Here is a 15,266-nt window from a genome sequence, read left to right as displayed (position 1 = left end):
TCAACCCAACCTACCATATAATGACTTTTGAGCCTTAACCGAGCAGTATTGAGATGATTCTGACTTCTTTCAGGAAGTTCTAGTTACAGCAGATTGCAGATAAATGAGGTATAAAATCTCAATTCAAAGCTCGTTTTACTCCTAAATTCTGCTGTATATGTTGCAATTGTTTACAGATATTGCTATTAACTATTGCAGTTTGTAACTATTTTGAATAATCTCTAGGACTATGCCTTTAGACTAATTGACAATAGAAAAATCAAAATAGTGGGATAAAGGCAAATGCATTCGGTATTTTGTCATGAATTCGTAGTTGCTATTTCTTGTGTAGCTTGTATTCTTGGTCTATTGATGCTGTGGGATAATAATAAACAAAAAGATGAAGCTCAAGAAACAGAAGAAGTTTTGTTAAGGATGAGCTTTACTTACTGGCTAGTTTACTGTGTTGCTTTTGGGATTGAGAAAATAGTTTTACCGAATTGGGAAGGTTTAACAATGACCTTGAGAATTACTATAGCTTTGTCATATTTGTTAACTTTTTCTTGTATTCTTAGTTTGCCATTACACAAGTTTGCAGTACATCGTGTTGAGGAATAAGTCAAAAGTCGGAAGAGGAGCGTTTTTAGCTCCTCTGTTGATTAATCGTCGTATTCATGTAATTTTCATAGCGATCGCGATCGCACTTTCCAGTTGTTCCTGAAGCAAAGTTGTGAGGATAAATACCTCTTGAACCGTCTTACCCTGCCGTGCAATGACTTTATAACCCCCGCGAATGGGTACAGACACACGCAACTGCATTTTGGGACAATGACCTCTCACCCTTCCAATCACCGCAGGCGTGACTGTATGAATGCCATCATGCCGACACAAACGTTCTAAAATTGGGATTAGTCCAGAAATGTGGGTGGAGTGATTCCAAACTAGTCTGCCATCCGTGGGTTTGTTCATGATGATTAAGCTGCTTCCAGAGGGGCCATAGTCAACCCAGCCCGTCGTAGCTGTTGGTGGTAAAGTTCCGCAGGTTCTTGAGGACCTACCCAAACAATTGCCTGTCCTTCTTGATGTATCTGATTGGTGAGATCCCAAGCGCGATCGCTCGACATTCCCGGAATATACTTTAGCAAACACTCAGCCACGTGTTGAAAAGTATTAAAATCGTCATTCAACACAATCACTTTGTAATTCGGATAAGTTTTGCGAGTAACTTGATTAACCCGGTCAGGTGTTACAGTTGGTGCTGTAGCCATCCCATAAACATCTGCAAGTCTTGTAAACATAGAAAAATGAGTCAAAAACGAGGTTTTACAAACTTCTACTCCAAATAACTAGTTTAATCTATTGTTGGGTTAATGAAATACATAAGTGAATATGATAAATCTTTAAGGATGGGTATCCTATCCGCCTTTGTTTCCCTCACTTAGATGAAATATGCTGTATATTCAGTGTAAGAATTCAGGAGTCAGGAGAAAGAAAGAAAAAGAAATAAGAATATTTTTCTCTTCTGTTCCTGGCTATATAAAATATTCTGTATCCTGAATCCTTACATATCAGTTCTAATATTTAAATTCTATATTTAGTTTTTTTTTCAAACCATATTCGTAATAATTCAGGAGTCAGAATGCTGATGAAATCAGGAATAGAGAGAAGTGATATTTTTCAAGATCATCAAATTTGACTCGAAATTAATTGCTGATATAATTGTATGAAAAACGGTTCTTCGATTCTTTTTATGGAAAACCTGGGTTAAAACCAATTACCACAAAATTGTAGAGAAGTTGTTGGCAACATCTCTACAGAATTTAAAAGAAATTTCAATTTCTTTTTGTAGTTAATTATTTTGGTTTTTCTTAATGAGCAGAACCTTGATCAACACCTGTATGCACAGTTTTTACCCATTTTAGGCGTTTGGGGCGAACTGACATCCGGGCAGTGGTGCTACTCATAACTACTAACCAATGCAACATATAAATACTGCCGCGTATGGTTTGCAGAAGTAACACAAAATAATTTGATGTTTTCTGATCTTGGCGTGTCCGCTTTAACCCAGCAAACATTCCCACAAAAGACATCGTAACTGACAAACCAGTTACAGGAGCTAATACGGGTGGACGATGGCGAATTACTGACATTAATAAATCTGGTATTACTGCTGTCGGTAAGATATACATAATCAGCAGAAAAATGAGTAAATCCCAGGTTTTTCGTCTCCCCATGCGGTTTTTGAGGATCAGATTCCAGTAATCTAAATAACGCTGATAACCACCTTCAGCCCAACGGTTGCGTTGATGCCAAAGTGCGATCGCATTTGTGACTCCTTCTTCTTCCACTGGGGGATAGAACATACATTCAATATCCCATTTATCCAGATTCAGCCGAATAGTCAAATCTAAATCATCGGTGATAGTTTCCTCATTCCAGCCACCGCAGCTATCCAAAGCTTGACGACGGACAAATTGACCATTTCCCCGCAGTTCACCGAGTCCACCAATAGCAGTACGTTGTTGTTGAAACCAGGTATCAACGGCCATTTCTGCCATTTGTCCCTTAGTCCAAAAATTTTCTTTGGCATTAGCGATCGCTTTTCGCACCTGCACTGCTCCCACCTGCTCTTTTTGAAATAAGGGTACTACCTGTAATAGTAAATCTGGGTTAACTTGGGCATCGGCATCAAATACAGCAATGATGTCCCCCTTAGTCATAGGTAAGACTTGATTCAAAGCACCTGATTTACCACCAGTTGCTTCCGGTGAACGTCTGAGTACCTTGAGTTGTTTGTATTCCTGCGTTAGTTGTGCTAATAACTGCGGCGTGCTGTCAGTACTGTTATCGTCAATAATCCAGACTTCATATTCGCCATTGGCATATTCCAGACTACAAAGACTTTTGACTAATCTGCCAATTACTGCTTCCTCATTTTTTGCAGCCACTAACAAAGATACACAAGGCAAATCTCCCTGTATTTCTTTAGCATGATGGCGGGGTCTAGCAAAAATGATTCCCAAGGCGTGAATGCCTAAGACAGTAGTGAGTCCGAGAATGAAAATAGAACCCCAGGAAACTAAATGTAGAGCGATCGTCCCACTCCAGATTATAGTCAAGAATAGGGCAGCTTTGGGTCTACGTTGTTGGAACTGGGATGATGGTAATAAAGACACAGCATTTGGCTCTACCACAGACTCCTCTTCTGCCGATAGGTCAGACAGTAGGGAGTTAAGCGGATCAGAACTTCCGTTATAAGATTCGTTTTCGGGCCAGGAATTCGCTGGCATAGTTACTTGATTTAAAAACCAGTATTTGTCTACACCGCTCTCTGAAACTTAATCAAATCTACTTACACAAATTTGATGTTCAGTTCCTACTTAAGTTTTGATCTCTTCAGTAGGTTGACAGGGCAGAGCTATCCCTGTTGACGGTAAACGACCGTTAGCTATCTCCTTAATATACATCAAGGAATGTGTTTCCCGATTTTTGAGAATCTGGGAAAAACCACTTTATTGAATTTGGGCTATTTTTTTAGTGTGTGTAAAGACACATTTTTATGGGAATACTATTGATGAAAACCAAATATACTCAGTTATTAGCTAAGAGGAGGAATCTTTAACGATGTCTATTGACCAACTCCAGCCGGTGACTCAGCAACAAGCTAGTGTCTATATACCTTATATTCAGAACAGCAAACGGAATTTCTTGCCCTATGCCATCAGTCTTTATCAACAAGGCTTTGTGGAAGGACACCGCAAAATAGAAGGCAGTGACAATATTCCCTTCATCGCTACCTGGAATGTTGCTACCCTGCCCTCAGACCTCACCCGTTGCCGAATCCAGTTTGATGGCAATGCTGAATTAGGCTATGAAGTGATGATGGCAAGTTTTGAGTTTATTAATTTCTTAATTGAATTAATGGAAAACCATAAGCGCCAAAAAATTAGTGATTTTTCTATAACCTTTTACCGCAAACTGCTGCGTGTAGAAGAATAAGAGGAGCAGGGGGTAGGGGGCAAGCAGAAAAAATAAATAAGAGAAATCCACAAAAAAGATGTACTGCTTGCAGCAGCGCCTCGCTATCCAATTTCACCAAATCAAAGCGACTTTTCTGCTCCCTGCCCCCTGCTGTCACAACGACGGGATATTTTTTTAGTTGGAAGTCTCTAAATATAAATACTCTCCCCCAATCCCTAGTCTCCTACCCAACTGATTTGCTCAAAGCGTCAGCCTTCCATCAGAAGCAACTAAAATTAGGAAACACCTAGCTGGGTTCAACAGACTTTTGAAATTAGGAGTGCATGGCGTGCCAACATCTGCTAAATATTTGCTGATTGGATCAGTAGAGACTTACAGTGGTAAATCCGCAACAATTTTAGGGTTGTTTCATCAGCTAAAGCAAAAAGGACTGGACATAGCCTACGGTAAACCACTGGGTACTTGTTCAGAGTCCGCAGATGGAACCTTAGTTGAAGAAGATGTTCAGTTCATTACTCAGAGCCTAGAATTGCCGGAAAACCGCGTTGCACCGACTTTGTTAGCTTTAGATGAGGCCAGTGTCAAAAAACGCTTACGTGGTGATGATCAAACTAATTATCAGCAGTTACTAGGTCAGCATTATTTACAAATACCAAGAGGTGATTTGTTGCTGTTAGAAGGGCCTGGTGATTTACCAGAAGGTAATTTGTTTGGCTTGTCTATGCTGCAAGTTGCTGAAGTCTTAGATACTGCTGTTCTATTAGTACATCGTTATAAGTCAATGCTCTCAGTTGAATCGTTATTATCTGCCAAAAAGCAGATAGGGAATCGCTTAATTGGTGTGGTGATCAATGAAGTTCCAGGCGAACAATTAGACGTATGTGATAATCTCTTACGTCCATTTTTGGAACAAGAGGGAATTCCTGTACTAGCAATTCTGCCTAAAAGCGACTTGCTTCGCAGCGTTAGCGTGGGAGAACTGGTAAAACAGTTAAAAGCAGAAGTTCTCTGTCGCAGCGATCGCTTGGATTTATTGGTAGAAAGTCTGGCAATTGGAGCTATGAATGTGAATGCAGCTGTCAAATATTTCCGCAAACGCCGCAATAAGGCGGTAGTTACAGGGGGCGATCGCGTGGAAATTCAGCAAGCAGCTTTAGAAACTTCTACCCAATGCCTGATCCTCACTGGAAAATTACCACCTCCTACCTTTATCCTCAATCGCGCTGAAGAATTAGAAATTCCCATTTTGTCTGTTGACCTCGACACCTTAACCACAGTGGAAATTGTTGACCGCACTTTTGGTCAAGTCCGTGTCCACGAACCTCTAAAGGTAGAGTGCATTAGCCAGTTAATGTCCGAACATTTTGACATTAACCGTTTGTTATCTCAACTAGGATTAAATCCAGCCGCGACTAGATCTTAGTCAGGACCTACGTAACTGCTATATCAGTAGGGTGCATCAGACTTCATAATTTGGTAACAATCAACATATTTTCGGCATCTGACGCACCCTACAAAAGACATTGAGTTTCATCATGCACCCCAATTACTAGTTAATCGTTAGCGTAAATCCTACTTTGGGGTTACAAATAAGCCAACAATGTACCTTGATATCCGCTACTGAAGTATACATTTTTACCATTACTTGACAAGTTCCCAACCACAAAATCTTTGTTACCTAGCGAAGAAATTGAGAAAACGTAGCAATATGTAACTCTAGTTGGCTTCCCACCTACACGCTGTTTGGTAGAATATCTGGGTTGTTTAATCTGATTACTCCATCTTTGAGCCAGTCAACCGAAATCATCAACCTTGATACATTAGCGCAAGAACTAGCAACAATCCAGCAAACAGGTTCTAAACGAATCGCTTTGTTGGGTTCTCGTCATGTGCCAATTACTCATCAAAATCTCATTGAAATGATGACTTATGCCCTAGTTTTATCGGGCAATCGCGTCATCACTTCCGGTGCTACAGGTACTAATTCAGCTGCCATTCGGGGTGCAACACGGGCTGATGCAAACTTGTTGACGGTAATCCTACCCCAGAGTTTGGAACGCCAGCCCCATGAATCGCGCCAACAACTAGAACAAGTCATGCATCTAGTTGAAAATCCCAGCAATGACAATCTATCTTTGGCTGAGGCAAGTTATTTGTGTAACAAGGAGATTGTCTCCCGTTGTCAACAACTGATCTGCTTTGCTTTTCACGACAGTCGCACCCTGATGCAAACTTGTGGAGAAGCAGAAGAACAAAGAAAAGTGGTGACACTGTTCTACTTTGACTAAAGTGAAACGTAGTCTCCACATAGCTAATGATAGAGATGGGAAATTACCATTGGGTACTGGGTAATGTTTTTTCTGAATTACCCAGTATCCCTTCGCACTTACTCACTAAAAGCTATAGCAAAGTGCTGAGTCCTGAGTATAAACCCAGTTTGTTCAAGGCTTTGAACAGTCGAAAATGTCATAACCGCCTTGGCGGTTGTTATACTACCAATATTTGTTAGGTTAATGTCTCTATTGCAACTGCCTATACCTGTTATTTTTCTATACTCTATTGCTGCTGCCGTTGGGCTAATTTATGTACCTTATTTATTGGTAGCCTATGGTCGAGCGCAGGTTGGGTTTGATCTTTCTGCGCCTCGTGCCATGTTTGATAAATTACCACCCTATGCCCAAAGAGCTACGTGGGCGCACCAAAATTCCTTTGAGGCGTTTATGATTTTTGCAGCCGCTGCATTAATGGCTTATGTTACGGAAGTGAATTCTCCCCAGGCAGGAATGGCAGCGATCGCATTTATCCCGGCTCGGTTGCTATACTCTTTCTTTTATATTGTGAATATACCTCTTTTGCGATCGCTCATGTTTGGTATCGGCTCTTTTAGCTCTGGAACCCTTTTCTACCTGAGTATCATGCAAATTAGAGGATAGAAAATTGGGGAAATGGTGAAATTAATAACCCAATCACCAATTACCAATTACCAATTACCAATTCCAAAATTAAACATCTCACATCCAAAAATCTGTTATGGCTTCTACTTTTTCTTTTGACATTGTGAGCGACTTTGACCGCCAAGAATTAGTCAATGCTATTGATCAAGTAGTGCGAGACATCAAAAGCCGTTACGATCTCAAAGATACGAAAACGACTGTCGAGTTAGGCGAAACAACCATTACAATCAGTACCGACAGCGATATGACTTTAGATGCTGTACACGGCATACTGCGTGAAAAAGCAGCCAAACGCAACCTTTCCCAAAAAATCTTTGATTTTGGCAAAGTTGAATCTGCCAGTGGTAATCGCGTGCGTCAAGAAATTACCCTCAAAAAAGGCATCAGCCAAGAAATTGCCAAACAAATTTCTAAATTGATTCGTGACGAATTTAAAAAGGTGCAAGCCTCAATTCAAGGTGATGCCGTGCGGGTTACAGCCAAAGCCAAAGATGACCTGCAAACTGTTATCCAGCGACTAAAGCAAGAAGACCTTCCTGTAGCTTTGCAATTTACAAACTATCGTTAGGGACTGGGGACTGGGTATTGGGTATTGGGTATTGGGTATTGGGTATTGGGTATTGGGTATTGGGTATTGGGCATTAATTCTTCTTCCCCTGCTCCCTGCTCCCTGCTCCCTGCTCCCTGCTCCCTGCCTCTAACTACGTCCTGCACCAATACTTTTTTGAAACGCAGGACGTTCACTGACTTGCTGGATATATTTCAATACCGCTGGGTAGGCACTCAAATCTAGCTTCAGCATAATGGGAATATAGGCGAGCATAGATCCCACAGCCACATCGGCAACAGTAAATTCATTACCCAGTAAGAAAGGTTGTTGCCCTAATATTTCATTTAAGGAAGTTAATAAGCGGGGCATTTCCCTCTCCCGATTAGCTTCCACAAAAATTCCTGTAGCTAAACTGGAATTGCCAAATAATACCCACTGAGAAATTATGGCGCGTTCCTCTAGTGATAATGGCTTATTGCCATACTTTTCGGCAAGATACAACAAAATTGCCCCAGATTCCCACAGTTGAAAATCACCATCAACAATTGCTGGTACTTTACCTATGGGGTTAATTGCTAGGTACTCAGGTTGTCGGTGTTCACCTGCTTTCATATCCAGCAGCACAAACTCATAGGGAACTTCAAGTTCCTCTAAATACCATTGGACAATTGATGCACGACTAAAAGTGCCACCGTAAAGTTTTAGCATAATTACCTAAAATTAAAGAACTTTATGAGTGTGGGAATGCTGTTTAATATTGTCTTCTTTGCTAACAACTCTGGCAGCATTTAGTACCCGTTTACGTTCTGTAGAATAATTGAAATCGCTTTTGGTTACACCTACGGGTATAAACGATTGGGCTGATTCACGACGCTTGTAAGTACGAGCAGCGGAAAATGCCCTGAGTACAAATTCATCTCCGAACTGCGCTGACTCTGGAAGTCCATGAGGCAAAACCAGTGTATCACCTTCCAAGATAGATCCTAATGTTGTTGCATAGGCAAGCTTATAGGACGTAGGAATGCCTTTTAATATCGCTTCCAAGGCTGCGGACGGAATAGGCTCTATAACTTCAATTTGATGCACTTCTCCATCATCTTTGTAAAAGCAAGTGGCCAAACCGATCACAATGTAATCATCGGCTGTGAGGTCGGGAGCATCTGGATAAGAAATTGCTGTTGTCATGGAAAAATTCACTCAATAATTTAAATCTAGGGCAATGGGGAGGATCATCGAGCAGTGCGGGTAAAATCTTGATCTTTACTTCTGCCTTCTGTCCCCTAATTTCCTGGCTTGTTGGCATTCTACCAATTTGTCACTGACACTACTTGACTATTCTTGAATATTGAGCTAATTCTTTCAGGAATTCGACTTGTGGGTGAAGTATATATTATTGGGCTGATAGCTCAATTGTTTAAGTAGTTTAAATCTAGTCGGTTCAGCATAGACTCCTGAACAAGTGACACAGTGGCTAAACCACTCGTAGGCAAAAAACTATAATTTGATTTCACAGAGCGAGTAGCTCAGGCAGGAATATTATGGATCATTACTCCTTTTTAGCTTCTGGCAGTCAGAAAAATCAACTATACAGAGATGCTCAGAAAAATACTGTATATACAAAAACTGGAGTTAAAGATAGTAGTAAATCTCCGGTTGAGGACAGCTATTTACGGTCTTGTGCTTTAAAGTTAGCTCACCAAGGAGATTACAGTAAAGCGATCGCTTTGTTAAGCCAACTCATTGACAGTCATCCTCACAATGCAGTCGATTACAACAACCGGGGTCTAATTTATTTTCAAAGTGGTGAATCACAAAAAGCATTGCATGACTACAATACAGCAATGCAAATCAATCCTAAGTTAGCTAGTGCTTATAATAACCGAGCTAATTACTATGCTGCTTGTGGAGAGTTAACGGCAGCACTAGCTGATTATGATCAGGCTTTGGATTTAAATCCCCGTCATGTTCGTGCTTGGATTAACCGGGGTATTACCCTGCGCGATTTGGGGCAATATAAGGAAGCAATTGATAATTTGGAAATTTCACTGCTGTTTGGTCAACTACAAGGTCACATTTGGGCTGAACGCGGCAGGACTTATCATCTGTGGGGTGACTGGAATTGTGCGATCGCAGATTATTATCGCGCTCTTACACATATAAGCTCTGTGAACACCAAAGAGGATGTTTCTAGTTATCGCCTCAGGTTACAACTAGAAAATTGGTTAAATGAATTGCTGTTTCCCCTCAAGACAGATTGGTAGATTTTTAACAAATTCAAAATATCATTTTTCAACTTTGAATTGTTGGGTTGCGACCCTGCATTTCTAATTTGCTAATAGATGATAACTATAAATAACTCTTCAATAATTAGCTATTAACTATTAGCTGTTGGTGCTAAATAGAAATTATTTTCTATTTATACACAGATACAATTATCAAACAGCCAAGATTTGCCTTACGGTGTGGAATTTGATCTTTCAACATCTTTGCGATCTGGATTAATCAGTATTATTTGCCGCTGGCTGGGATCAAACCGATATGATTGCTCTTGCCTGATACTCTTAGCTTGGCGGGGATCAAAATTGCGGCTAAATTCTGTTCTTAAATTACTAACACGTCCTTCCATTAGCTTGACTTCCGTGCGGATTTCTCGCAACTTGTCTTGCTGTAGCCAATGATAGGGTAAAAGCTGTACTAAAGCAGATACAGCGGCTGTAAGAATAACCAAGTTAACAGTTATTTTGGCAGTGGTTTCTATTGCCATTATCTGGTAAGAACGCTGGCGAAGATGTTTTTTTGGTCGGGGTACAGAACGACGCTGTTTTTCTGGCTGTAGCGGGGGTGTGGATGGTTGAAAGGCGTTCATGATGCTAAAAAGAGCCTCGCTGATTGAAGGGCAGCACCGTCAAAAGCAAACTGGCGCTAATTTCGGCTTGATTTAGCTGCCATATTACTTCATTTTTTGTAAATTTCTACAAGTATTACATTATTAAAAAAATACCTGGCATACTTAGGTACATTCTCTAGAAACTTTTGGCTCAAAGTCCTAAGAGTCTAGACACTGTACCCTGTATTGCCAGGATAATTAGTCTTTTGAGCGTGTCACATCTGGGTGTTATTTGTAAAGTTCAGTAGCTAAACGCCAAGCCAAAATGCCTGGAATTAGAGCCACAGCTAGAGCAATGTACACTTGAGTATCTGATATGGACATGGTGGAAACCCTCTTAAACGTCAAACTATGATGAGTAACACTTCCTTTACTACTTTTCCCTGTTTTGCCAAAATTGGGGAATATCTTGTAACAAGATGCAACAAAAACATGATCGGTCGCAGGAGTCAGGATTAAAGATTAATGCTCTCCCTCATCTTCCCTATTCCCTGTTCCCTATTTCTTATTTCCTATGACCTTCTACTTGGGTATTGATTTTGGTACATCTGGCGCACGAGGTGTAGTGATTGATGAAGAAGCTAGAATTGTGTCCCAGATGCGTCATCCTTGGGCATTGGTCACTGATTGGGTAAATTGCTGGGAGAAGACTTTATGGAGCCTTCTAGAGGGAATTTCAGGGGAATGGCGACAAGAAATTGGTGCGATCGCTATCAACGGTACTTCTTCCACAATCTTGCTCACAGATGCCACTGGTCAACCTGTAGATGCCCCTCTATTGTACAACGATGGGCGGGGATCAATGGTCATAAAGGATTTGAGCAGCGTTGTACCACCAAATCACACCGTTTTAAGTGCAACTTCCAGCCTCGCCAAACTCTTGTGGATGCAACAACAACCCACTTTTAATCAAGCTAGATATTTACTACATCAAGCCGATTGGTTAGCTTTTTTATTGCATGGACAATTAGGTAAAAGTGATTACCACAACGCCTTAAAACTGGGTTATGACGTAGAAAAACTACAATATCCAGAATGGTTAAAAAAATTACCTATTCAGGTTCATTTACCGCAAGTTTTAGCACCTGGGACTCCCATTGGTGAATTACGTCCAGAAATTGCGGCTAGATTTGGTTTTAGGCATGATTGTTTAGTATGTGCAGGCACAACAGATAGCATTGCAGCTTTTCTGGCGAGTGGGGCAAAATTACCAGGGGAAGCTGTAACTTCATTAGGTTCAACCTTGGTACTTAAACTTTTGAGTCGTACCCGTATAGAAGATTCACAATACGGAATTTACAGCCATAAATTAGGTGATTTGTGGCTAACTGGGGGAGCTTCTAATACAGGAGGTGCGGTATTAAAAAAATTTTTCAGTAATGAGGAGTTAATCAACTTGAGTCGGGAGATTGATCTATCAAAAGAAAGTGAGTTAGATTATTACCCATTATTGAAAGAAGGCGATCGCTTTCCCATTAATGATCCCCACCTATCTCCAAGACTAGAACCTCGTCCAGATCATCCTAAAGAATTTTTACATGGCTTGTTAGCAAGTATGGCAAAAATTGAGGCGCGAGGATATGAATTATTACAGCAACTAGGATCTGATAAATTAACTCATGTTTATACTGCTGGTGGTGGTGCAGAAAATTCTACTTGGACAGTTATTAGAGAAAGGTATTTAAAAGTTCCTACATTTGCCTCTGTGAATACCGAAGCAGCTTATGGAACTGCCCTTTTAGCGATGCGAGGTATAAGAAATGAAAATTAAATTAAGACTTATAGACTCAGGACAGTCAAACTATTATTTAAGGAATTGGTAAACCTAATAAGCTGTTAGGGTGAAAATAAAAAACCCTTGCCATAATGGGTAGGAGTTAATCCTGAACTAATCTGTTCACTAAAGACTGAAAATTCCCTAGACTGAAGATCCCCTATGTTAACAGGCACCACTTTACAAAATGGAAAATATAGTATTATCCAGGAAATAGGCCGGGGCGGATTTGGTATTACCTTTAAAGCCATGCATCACTACTTAGGTCAAGAGGTAGTGATGAAAACTATCAATGAACGACTGCGAAAAAACCCTGATTTTTCCAAATTTGAGCTACAATTCCAAGACGAAGCCAGAAGATTAGCCACTTGTGTCCATCCCAATATTGTTCGAGTCAGTGATTTCTTTGTTGAGGACGGGCTACCTTACATGGTGATGGAATATATTCCTGGGGAAAATTTAGGTGAAGCGTTTGTTTTACCAGGAATATCACTACCAGAAGAAACAGCAGTTCATTATATCCGCCAAATTGGTGCAGCATTACAGGTAGTACATAAAAATGGTTTGCTACACCGAGATATCAAACCTGATAATATCATCCTCCGCGAAGGAACTCAGGAAGTGGTGCTGATTGATTTTGGTATTGCTAGGGAATTTAATAGTGGTGTTAGACAAACTCACACAGGTTTAGTTAGTGAGGGTTATGCACCAATTGAACAATATTTAACCCAAGCACCGCGTACTTCAGCCACTGATGTTTATGGTTTAGCTGCAACTTTGTATGCACTGTTAACAGGACAAGTTCCCATACCAGCATTATTGAGAGATAGAGAACCAATGCCCTCTCCCCGTGAACTACAACCTCATTTGAGTGCATATATTAATCAAGCCGTAATGCGGGGTATGGCGGTTGAGTCTCGGTTTCGTCCTCCCACAGTAGCAGAGTGGCTGCAATTACTACCAGGCGTTGGGTTAGAGATCACACCACAAATACCCACTCAACCAGCACCGACTATAGATTTATCCACCCAACAGTCAGAAAATTTGCTCAAAACAGTTGCACCTACTTCTATTCCTACACCATTATTGGCAGGGAAGTTAACAGGACTATCTCAAAAAATTGGCACTAAGGCATTTATCGGTGTTGGTGCCATCTTAGTTGCTACTACGGCAGGATTTAGCATCACTAGAATATTACCTAAATCTCAGTTGCAGTTAGATCCCAAGCCACTTGTTGAACAACCAACTCCAGAATTTACCACACCAAAAGCTGTGGTTGAAAGTCAACCCTCATCTCAGAATCAAGAAACTCAAACTTTCTCACCCCGTAAATCGTCATCTGTCTCTAGTGATGTGAGTGAAAGACGCAAGCGCAACCAGCGTTTTTCCCCAGAACCAACTCCTGATAGTGGTGGTGTTTCTGATCAGATTTCTCCAGAAAAATCGCCTCAAGATAACTCTCGCAAATTGTCACCCCGCAAAATTCAGCAACCCGCTTCTACACCTGTTGTTACTCCTCCACCTTCCCTACTTGAAAAGCTAAGGGAAGTCCAATCGTCTCCTTCAGATACCTCGACACCATCTTTAGAAAATACATCCCCCGTTAAAATTGAGAATAACGACTCGCCCAAACCTTCGGCACCTAAAAATTCTGTAGTTATACCCGCAGCACCGCCACCTAAAAATTCTGTAGTCATACCCGCAGCACCACCAACAGAATCGAAGAGTTCAGATTCTTCTGCGGTAGTTGTCCCAATACAGGAAACAAAGTCGAATTCGTCTGCTGATCATCAATCTCAAAAAAATGATAAGACTTTGGAAAAAATAGAAAGTGAGGGTAATTAGCTCAATTTTGGTTTTGATTCAAAACAATAATTTCTCCTTTCTCATTAATTCTGAGCAAATTACCAGGAAAATCATGATTATTTAAATAACGTAGCAATCCGACGGTTCGGAAATATTGATCAATTTGTGGGATACCTTGGCGATTTAAATGAATAGGAATAATTTTACTGGATACTAAGTTTCCCTTTGAGTTGAGTTTTACTTCTAAAATCATTGAGTAACCTGTTTGGGCATTTGTAGATAAAGTCCGATATCCTAAAAAATTACCCAAAGAATAAGCAATGATTTTTTCTTTGTAAATTTCCATTGCTCTGGGAACATGAGGCCCATGTCCTAAAACCAAATCTGCTCCTGTATCAATCATTGTTCGAGCAAATTTTAAGGAATTACCTCGATTTTCACCATAAAAAAATTCTGTTTGATCTTTTACGTGTAAAGCACTGGTTCCTTCTGCTCCTACTTGCATCGACACAATCACAATTTTGGCGTTATTTCTGGCTTCTTCTACCAGAGCTTTGGCTGCTTCTAAGTTGTGAACAGAATTATATAATTCATAAGTTGTAAAGCCAATCATGGCAATTGGTATTTGATTAGCTTCTAAATAAAGGATTTGATTTTTATGTCCTAATGTTTTTATACCTTTAGCTTCTAAATTTTGAATTGTATCTCGTTGTCCAATTACACCAAAGTCCATTGTGTGGTTGTTAGCAATATTGAATACATTAAAACCAACTTCGGCAAATAATTGAGCATAAGCGGGTGGTGAACGAAAAGCAAAAGTTTGTCTGCGACTGATATCTTTGGAACTGTAGGGATGGTTAGTTAAATTGCTTTCAAAGTTACCAAATAAAATATCTGCTCCTTGTAAGTAGGATCTGACAGATGTTGGTAGTAGCTGATTGCGATCGCGTGGCAATCTATAATTAGGAAAATTCGTACCAGGTATAATATCCCCAACTGCTTTAATGGTAATCGTTTGCTCTTCATCACCTAAGCTGGGAATTGAATCGGGAGTGAATACAGGAATCTCTGTCGCAGCAGCATCTGATTGCTTTATTTTTCCAAACCTGATCGTCACTCCTAAACTAATACCCAGGCAAAAGCAAACACTCAGAAAACTCCAAGTAAATAATTGCGTCTGGCTACGACTTGCCATTTATCACTCCTCACACACTGGCATTAGTCTAGCCTAAAATACTGTGATGTAAAGGTATACTTGGATCATATAAATACTGAAAAAATCCTTAACGGGTGACAAGGTGGTTAAACAGCTTGTTTCATAAGGGATAGAGCCTG

17 protein-coding genes are annotated in these 15,266 nt (G+C 40.4%); 9 read left to right on the top strand and 8 right to left on the bottom strand.

Translation table 11 applies throughout. The annotated features are described in order from the left end of the window. The first annotated feature begins 282 nt into the window (after positions 1 to 282). Complete coding sequence (locus VB713_RS13280) at positions 283 to 597, top strand: hypothetical protein (protein WP_323311998.1); 315 nt, start codon at positions 283 to 285, stop codon at positions 595 to 597. 54 nt (positions 598 to 651) lie between these two features. On the opposite strand, the gene VB713_RS13275 is transcribed toward VB713_RS13280, so the two are convergent. The 3 genes from VB713_RS13275 to VB713_RS13265 all read right to left on the bottom strand — a co-directional run bounded on the left by VB713_RS13275 (position 652) and on the right by VB713_RS13265 (position 3,269). After that, entirely contained in the window at positions 652 to 948 is a 297-nt protein-coding gene (locus tag VB713_RS13275; protein ID WP_323311997.1) for a DUF2103 domain-containing protein, read from the bottom strand. Positions 949 to 953: 5 nt separating this feature from the next. Next, the gene (gene clpS / locus VB713_RS13270; RefSeq protein WP_323311996.1) at positions 954 to 1,277 is read right to left on the bottom strand and encodes an ATP-dependent Clp protease adapter ClpS; all 324 of its coding nucleotides are present in this window, start codon (positions 1,275 to 1,277) and stop codon (positions 954 to 956) included. 570 nt (positions 1,278 to 1,847) lie between these two features. Beyond that, positions 1,848 to 3,269, bottom strand: coding sequence for a glycosyltransferase family 2 protein (locus VB713_RS13265; RefSeq protein ID WP_323311995.1), 1,422 nt, complete (start codon positions 3,267 to 3,269; stop codon positions 1,848 to 1,850). Positions 3,270 to 3,603: 334 nt separating this feature from the next. Between VB713_RS13265 and ebsA the strand changes: the two genes are divergently transcribed. From ebsA to VB713_RS13240, 5 genes are all read left to right on the top strand, one after another. After that, a complete protein-coding gene (gene ebsA / locus VB713_RS13260; protein WP_323311994.1) occupies positions 3,604 to 3,978 on the top strand; it encodes a type IV pilus biogenesis protein EbsA in 375 nt (124 codons plus the stop codon). Positions 3,979 to 4,288: 310 nt separating this feature from the next. Then, positions 4,289 to 5,383: a phosphotransacetylase family protein gene (locus VB713_RS13255; protein WP_323311993.1), complete on the top strand. Its 1,095-nt coding sequence runs from the start codon at positions 4,289 to 4,291 to the stop codon at positions 5,381 to 5,383. Positions 5,384 to 5,744: 361 nt separating this feature from the next. Next, positions 5,745 to 6,248 carry a DNA recombination-mediator protein A gene (locus VB713_RS13250; RefSeq protein WP_323311999.1) on the top strand — a complete coding sequence of 168 codons (504 nt, stop codon included), beginning with the start codon at positions 5,745 to 5,747 and terminating at the stop codon, positions 6,246 to 6,248. 225 nt (positions 6,249 to 6,473) lie between these two features. Continuing rightward, positions 6,474 to 6,893 (top strand): MAPEG family protein, encoded by a 420-nt coding sequence (locus VB713_RS13245; protein WP_323311992.1) that lies wholly within the window; start codon positions 6,474 to 6,476, stop codon positions 6,891 to 6,893. Positions 6,894 to 6,990: 97 nt separating this feature from the next. Beyond that, the gene (locus VB713_RS13240; protein ID WP_323311991.1) at positions 6,991 to 7,482 is read left to right on the top strand and encodes a YajQ family cyclic di-GMP-binding protein; all 492 of its coding nucleotides are present in this window, start codon (positions 6,991 to 6,993) and stop codon (positions 7,480 to 7,482) included. A gap of 129 nt (positions 7,483 to 7,611) precedes the next feature. Here the strand turns inward: VB713_RS13240 and VB713_RS13235 are convergent, their stop codons facing one another. Together VB713_RS13235 and VB713_RS13230 are read right to left on the bottom strand one after the other, a co-directional pair. Next, the gene (locus tag VB713_RS13235; RefSeq protein ID WP_323311990.1) at positions 7,612 to 8,172 is read right to left on the bottom strand and encodes a glutathione S-transferase family protein; all 561 of its coding nucleotides are present in this window, start codon (positions 8,170 to 8,172) and stop codon (positions 7,612 to 7,614) included. Positions 8,173 to 8,184: 12 nt separating this feature from the next. Next, positions 8,185 to 8,649, bottom strand: coding sequence for a hypothetical protein (locus tag VB713_RS13230; protein ID WP_323311989.1), 465 nt, complete (start codon positions 8,647 to 8,649; stop codon positions 8,185 to 8,187). 353 nt (positions 8,650 to 9,002) lie between these two features. On the opposite strand from VB713_RS13230, the gene VB713_RS13225 reads away from it, so the two are divergent. Further along, complete coding sequence (locus tag VB713_RS13225) at positions 9,003 to 9,725, top strand: tetratricopeptide repeat protein (RefSeq protein WP_323311988.1); 723 nt, start codon at positions 9,003 to 9,005, stop codon at positions 9,723 to 9,725. 194 nt (positions 9,726 to 9,919) lie between these two features. On the opposite strand, the gene VB713_RS13220 is transcribed toward VB713_RS13225, so the two are convergent. Together VB713_RS13220 and psaM are read right to left on the bottom strand one after the other, a co-directional pair. Then, the gene (locus VB713_RS13220; protein ID WP_323311987.1) at positions 9,920 to 10,330 is read right to left on the bottom strand and encodes a hypothetical protein; all 411 of its coding nucleotides are present in this window, start codon (positions 10,328 to 10,330) and stop codon (positions 9,920 to 9,922) included. 249 nt (positions 10,331 to 10,579) lie between these two features. Then, positions 10,580 to 10,675, bottom strand: coding sequence for a photosystem I reaction center subunit XII (gene psaM, locus VB713_RS13215; RefSeq protein WP_015141228.1), 96 nt, complete (start codon positions 10,673 to 10,675; stop codon positions 10,580 to 10,582). Positions 10,676 to 10,865: 190 nt separating this feature from the next. On the opposite strand from psaM, the gene VB713_RS13210 reads away from it, so the two are divergent. Continuing rightward, a complete protein-coding gene (locus VB713_RS13210) occupies positions 10,866 to 12,122 on the top strand; it encodes an FGGY-family carbohydrate kinase (RefSeq protein WP_323311986.1) in 1,257 nt (418 codons plus the stop codon). A gap of 165 nt (positions 12,123 to 12,287) precedes the next feature. Further along, positions 12,288 to 13,970 carry a serine/threonine protein kinase gene (locus VB713_RS13205; protein WP_323311985.1) on the top strand — a complete coding sequence of 561 codons (1,683 nt, stop codon included), beginning with the start codon at positions 12,288 to 12,290 and terminating at the stop codon, positions 13,968 to 13,970. A 1-nt stretch (position 13,971) separates the two neighbouring features. Here VB713_RS13205 and VB713_RS13200 read toward each other — a convergent pair whose 3' ends face one another. Continuing rightward, the gene (locus VB713_RS13200; RefSeq protein WP_323311984.1) at positions 13,972 to 15,126 is read right to left on the bottom strand and encodes a CapA family protein; all 1,155 of its coding nucleotides are present in this window, start codon (positions 15,124 to 15,126) and stop codon (positions 13,972 to 13,974) included. Positions 15,127 to 15,266 lie beyond the last annotated feature (140 nt).

The sequence above is a fragment of the Anabaena cylindrica UHCC 0172 genome (assembly GCF_034931625.1).
Classification (GTDB): Bacteria; Cyanobacteriota; Cyanobacteriia; order Cyanobacteriales; family Nostocaceae; genus Anabaena; species Anabaena cylindrica_A.
Note: the sequence above shows the minus strand (reverse complement) of the source record. Positions and strands in the feature narration are given on the sequence as shown.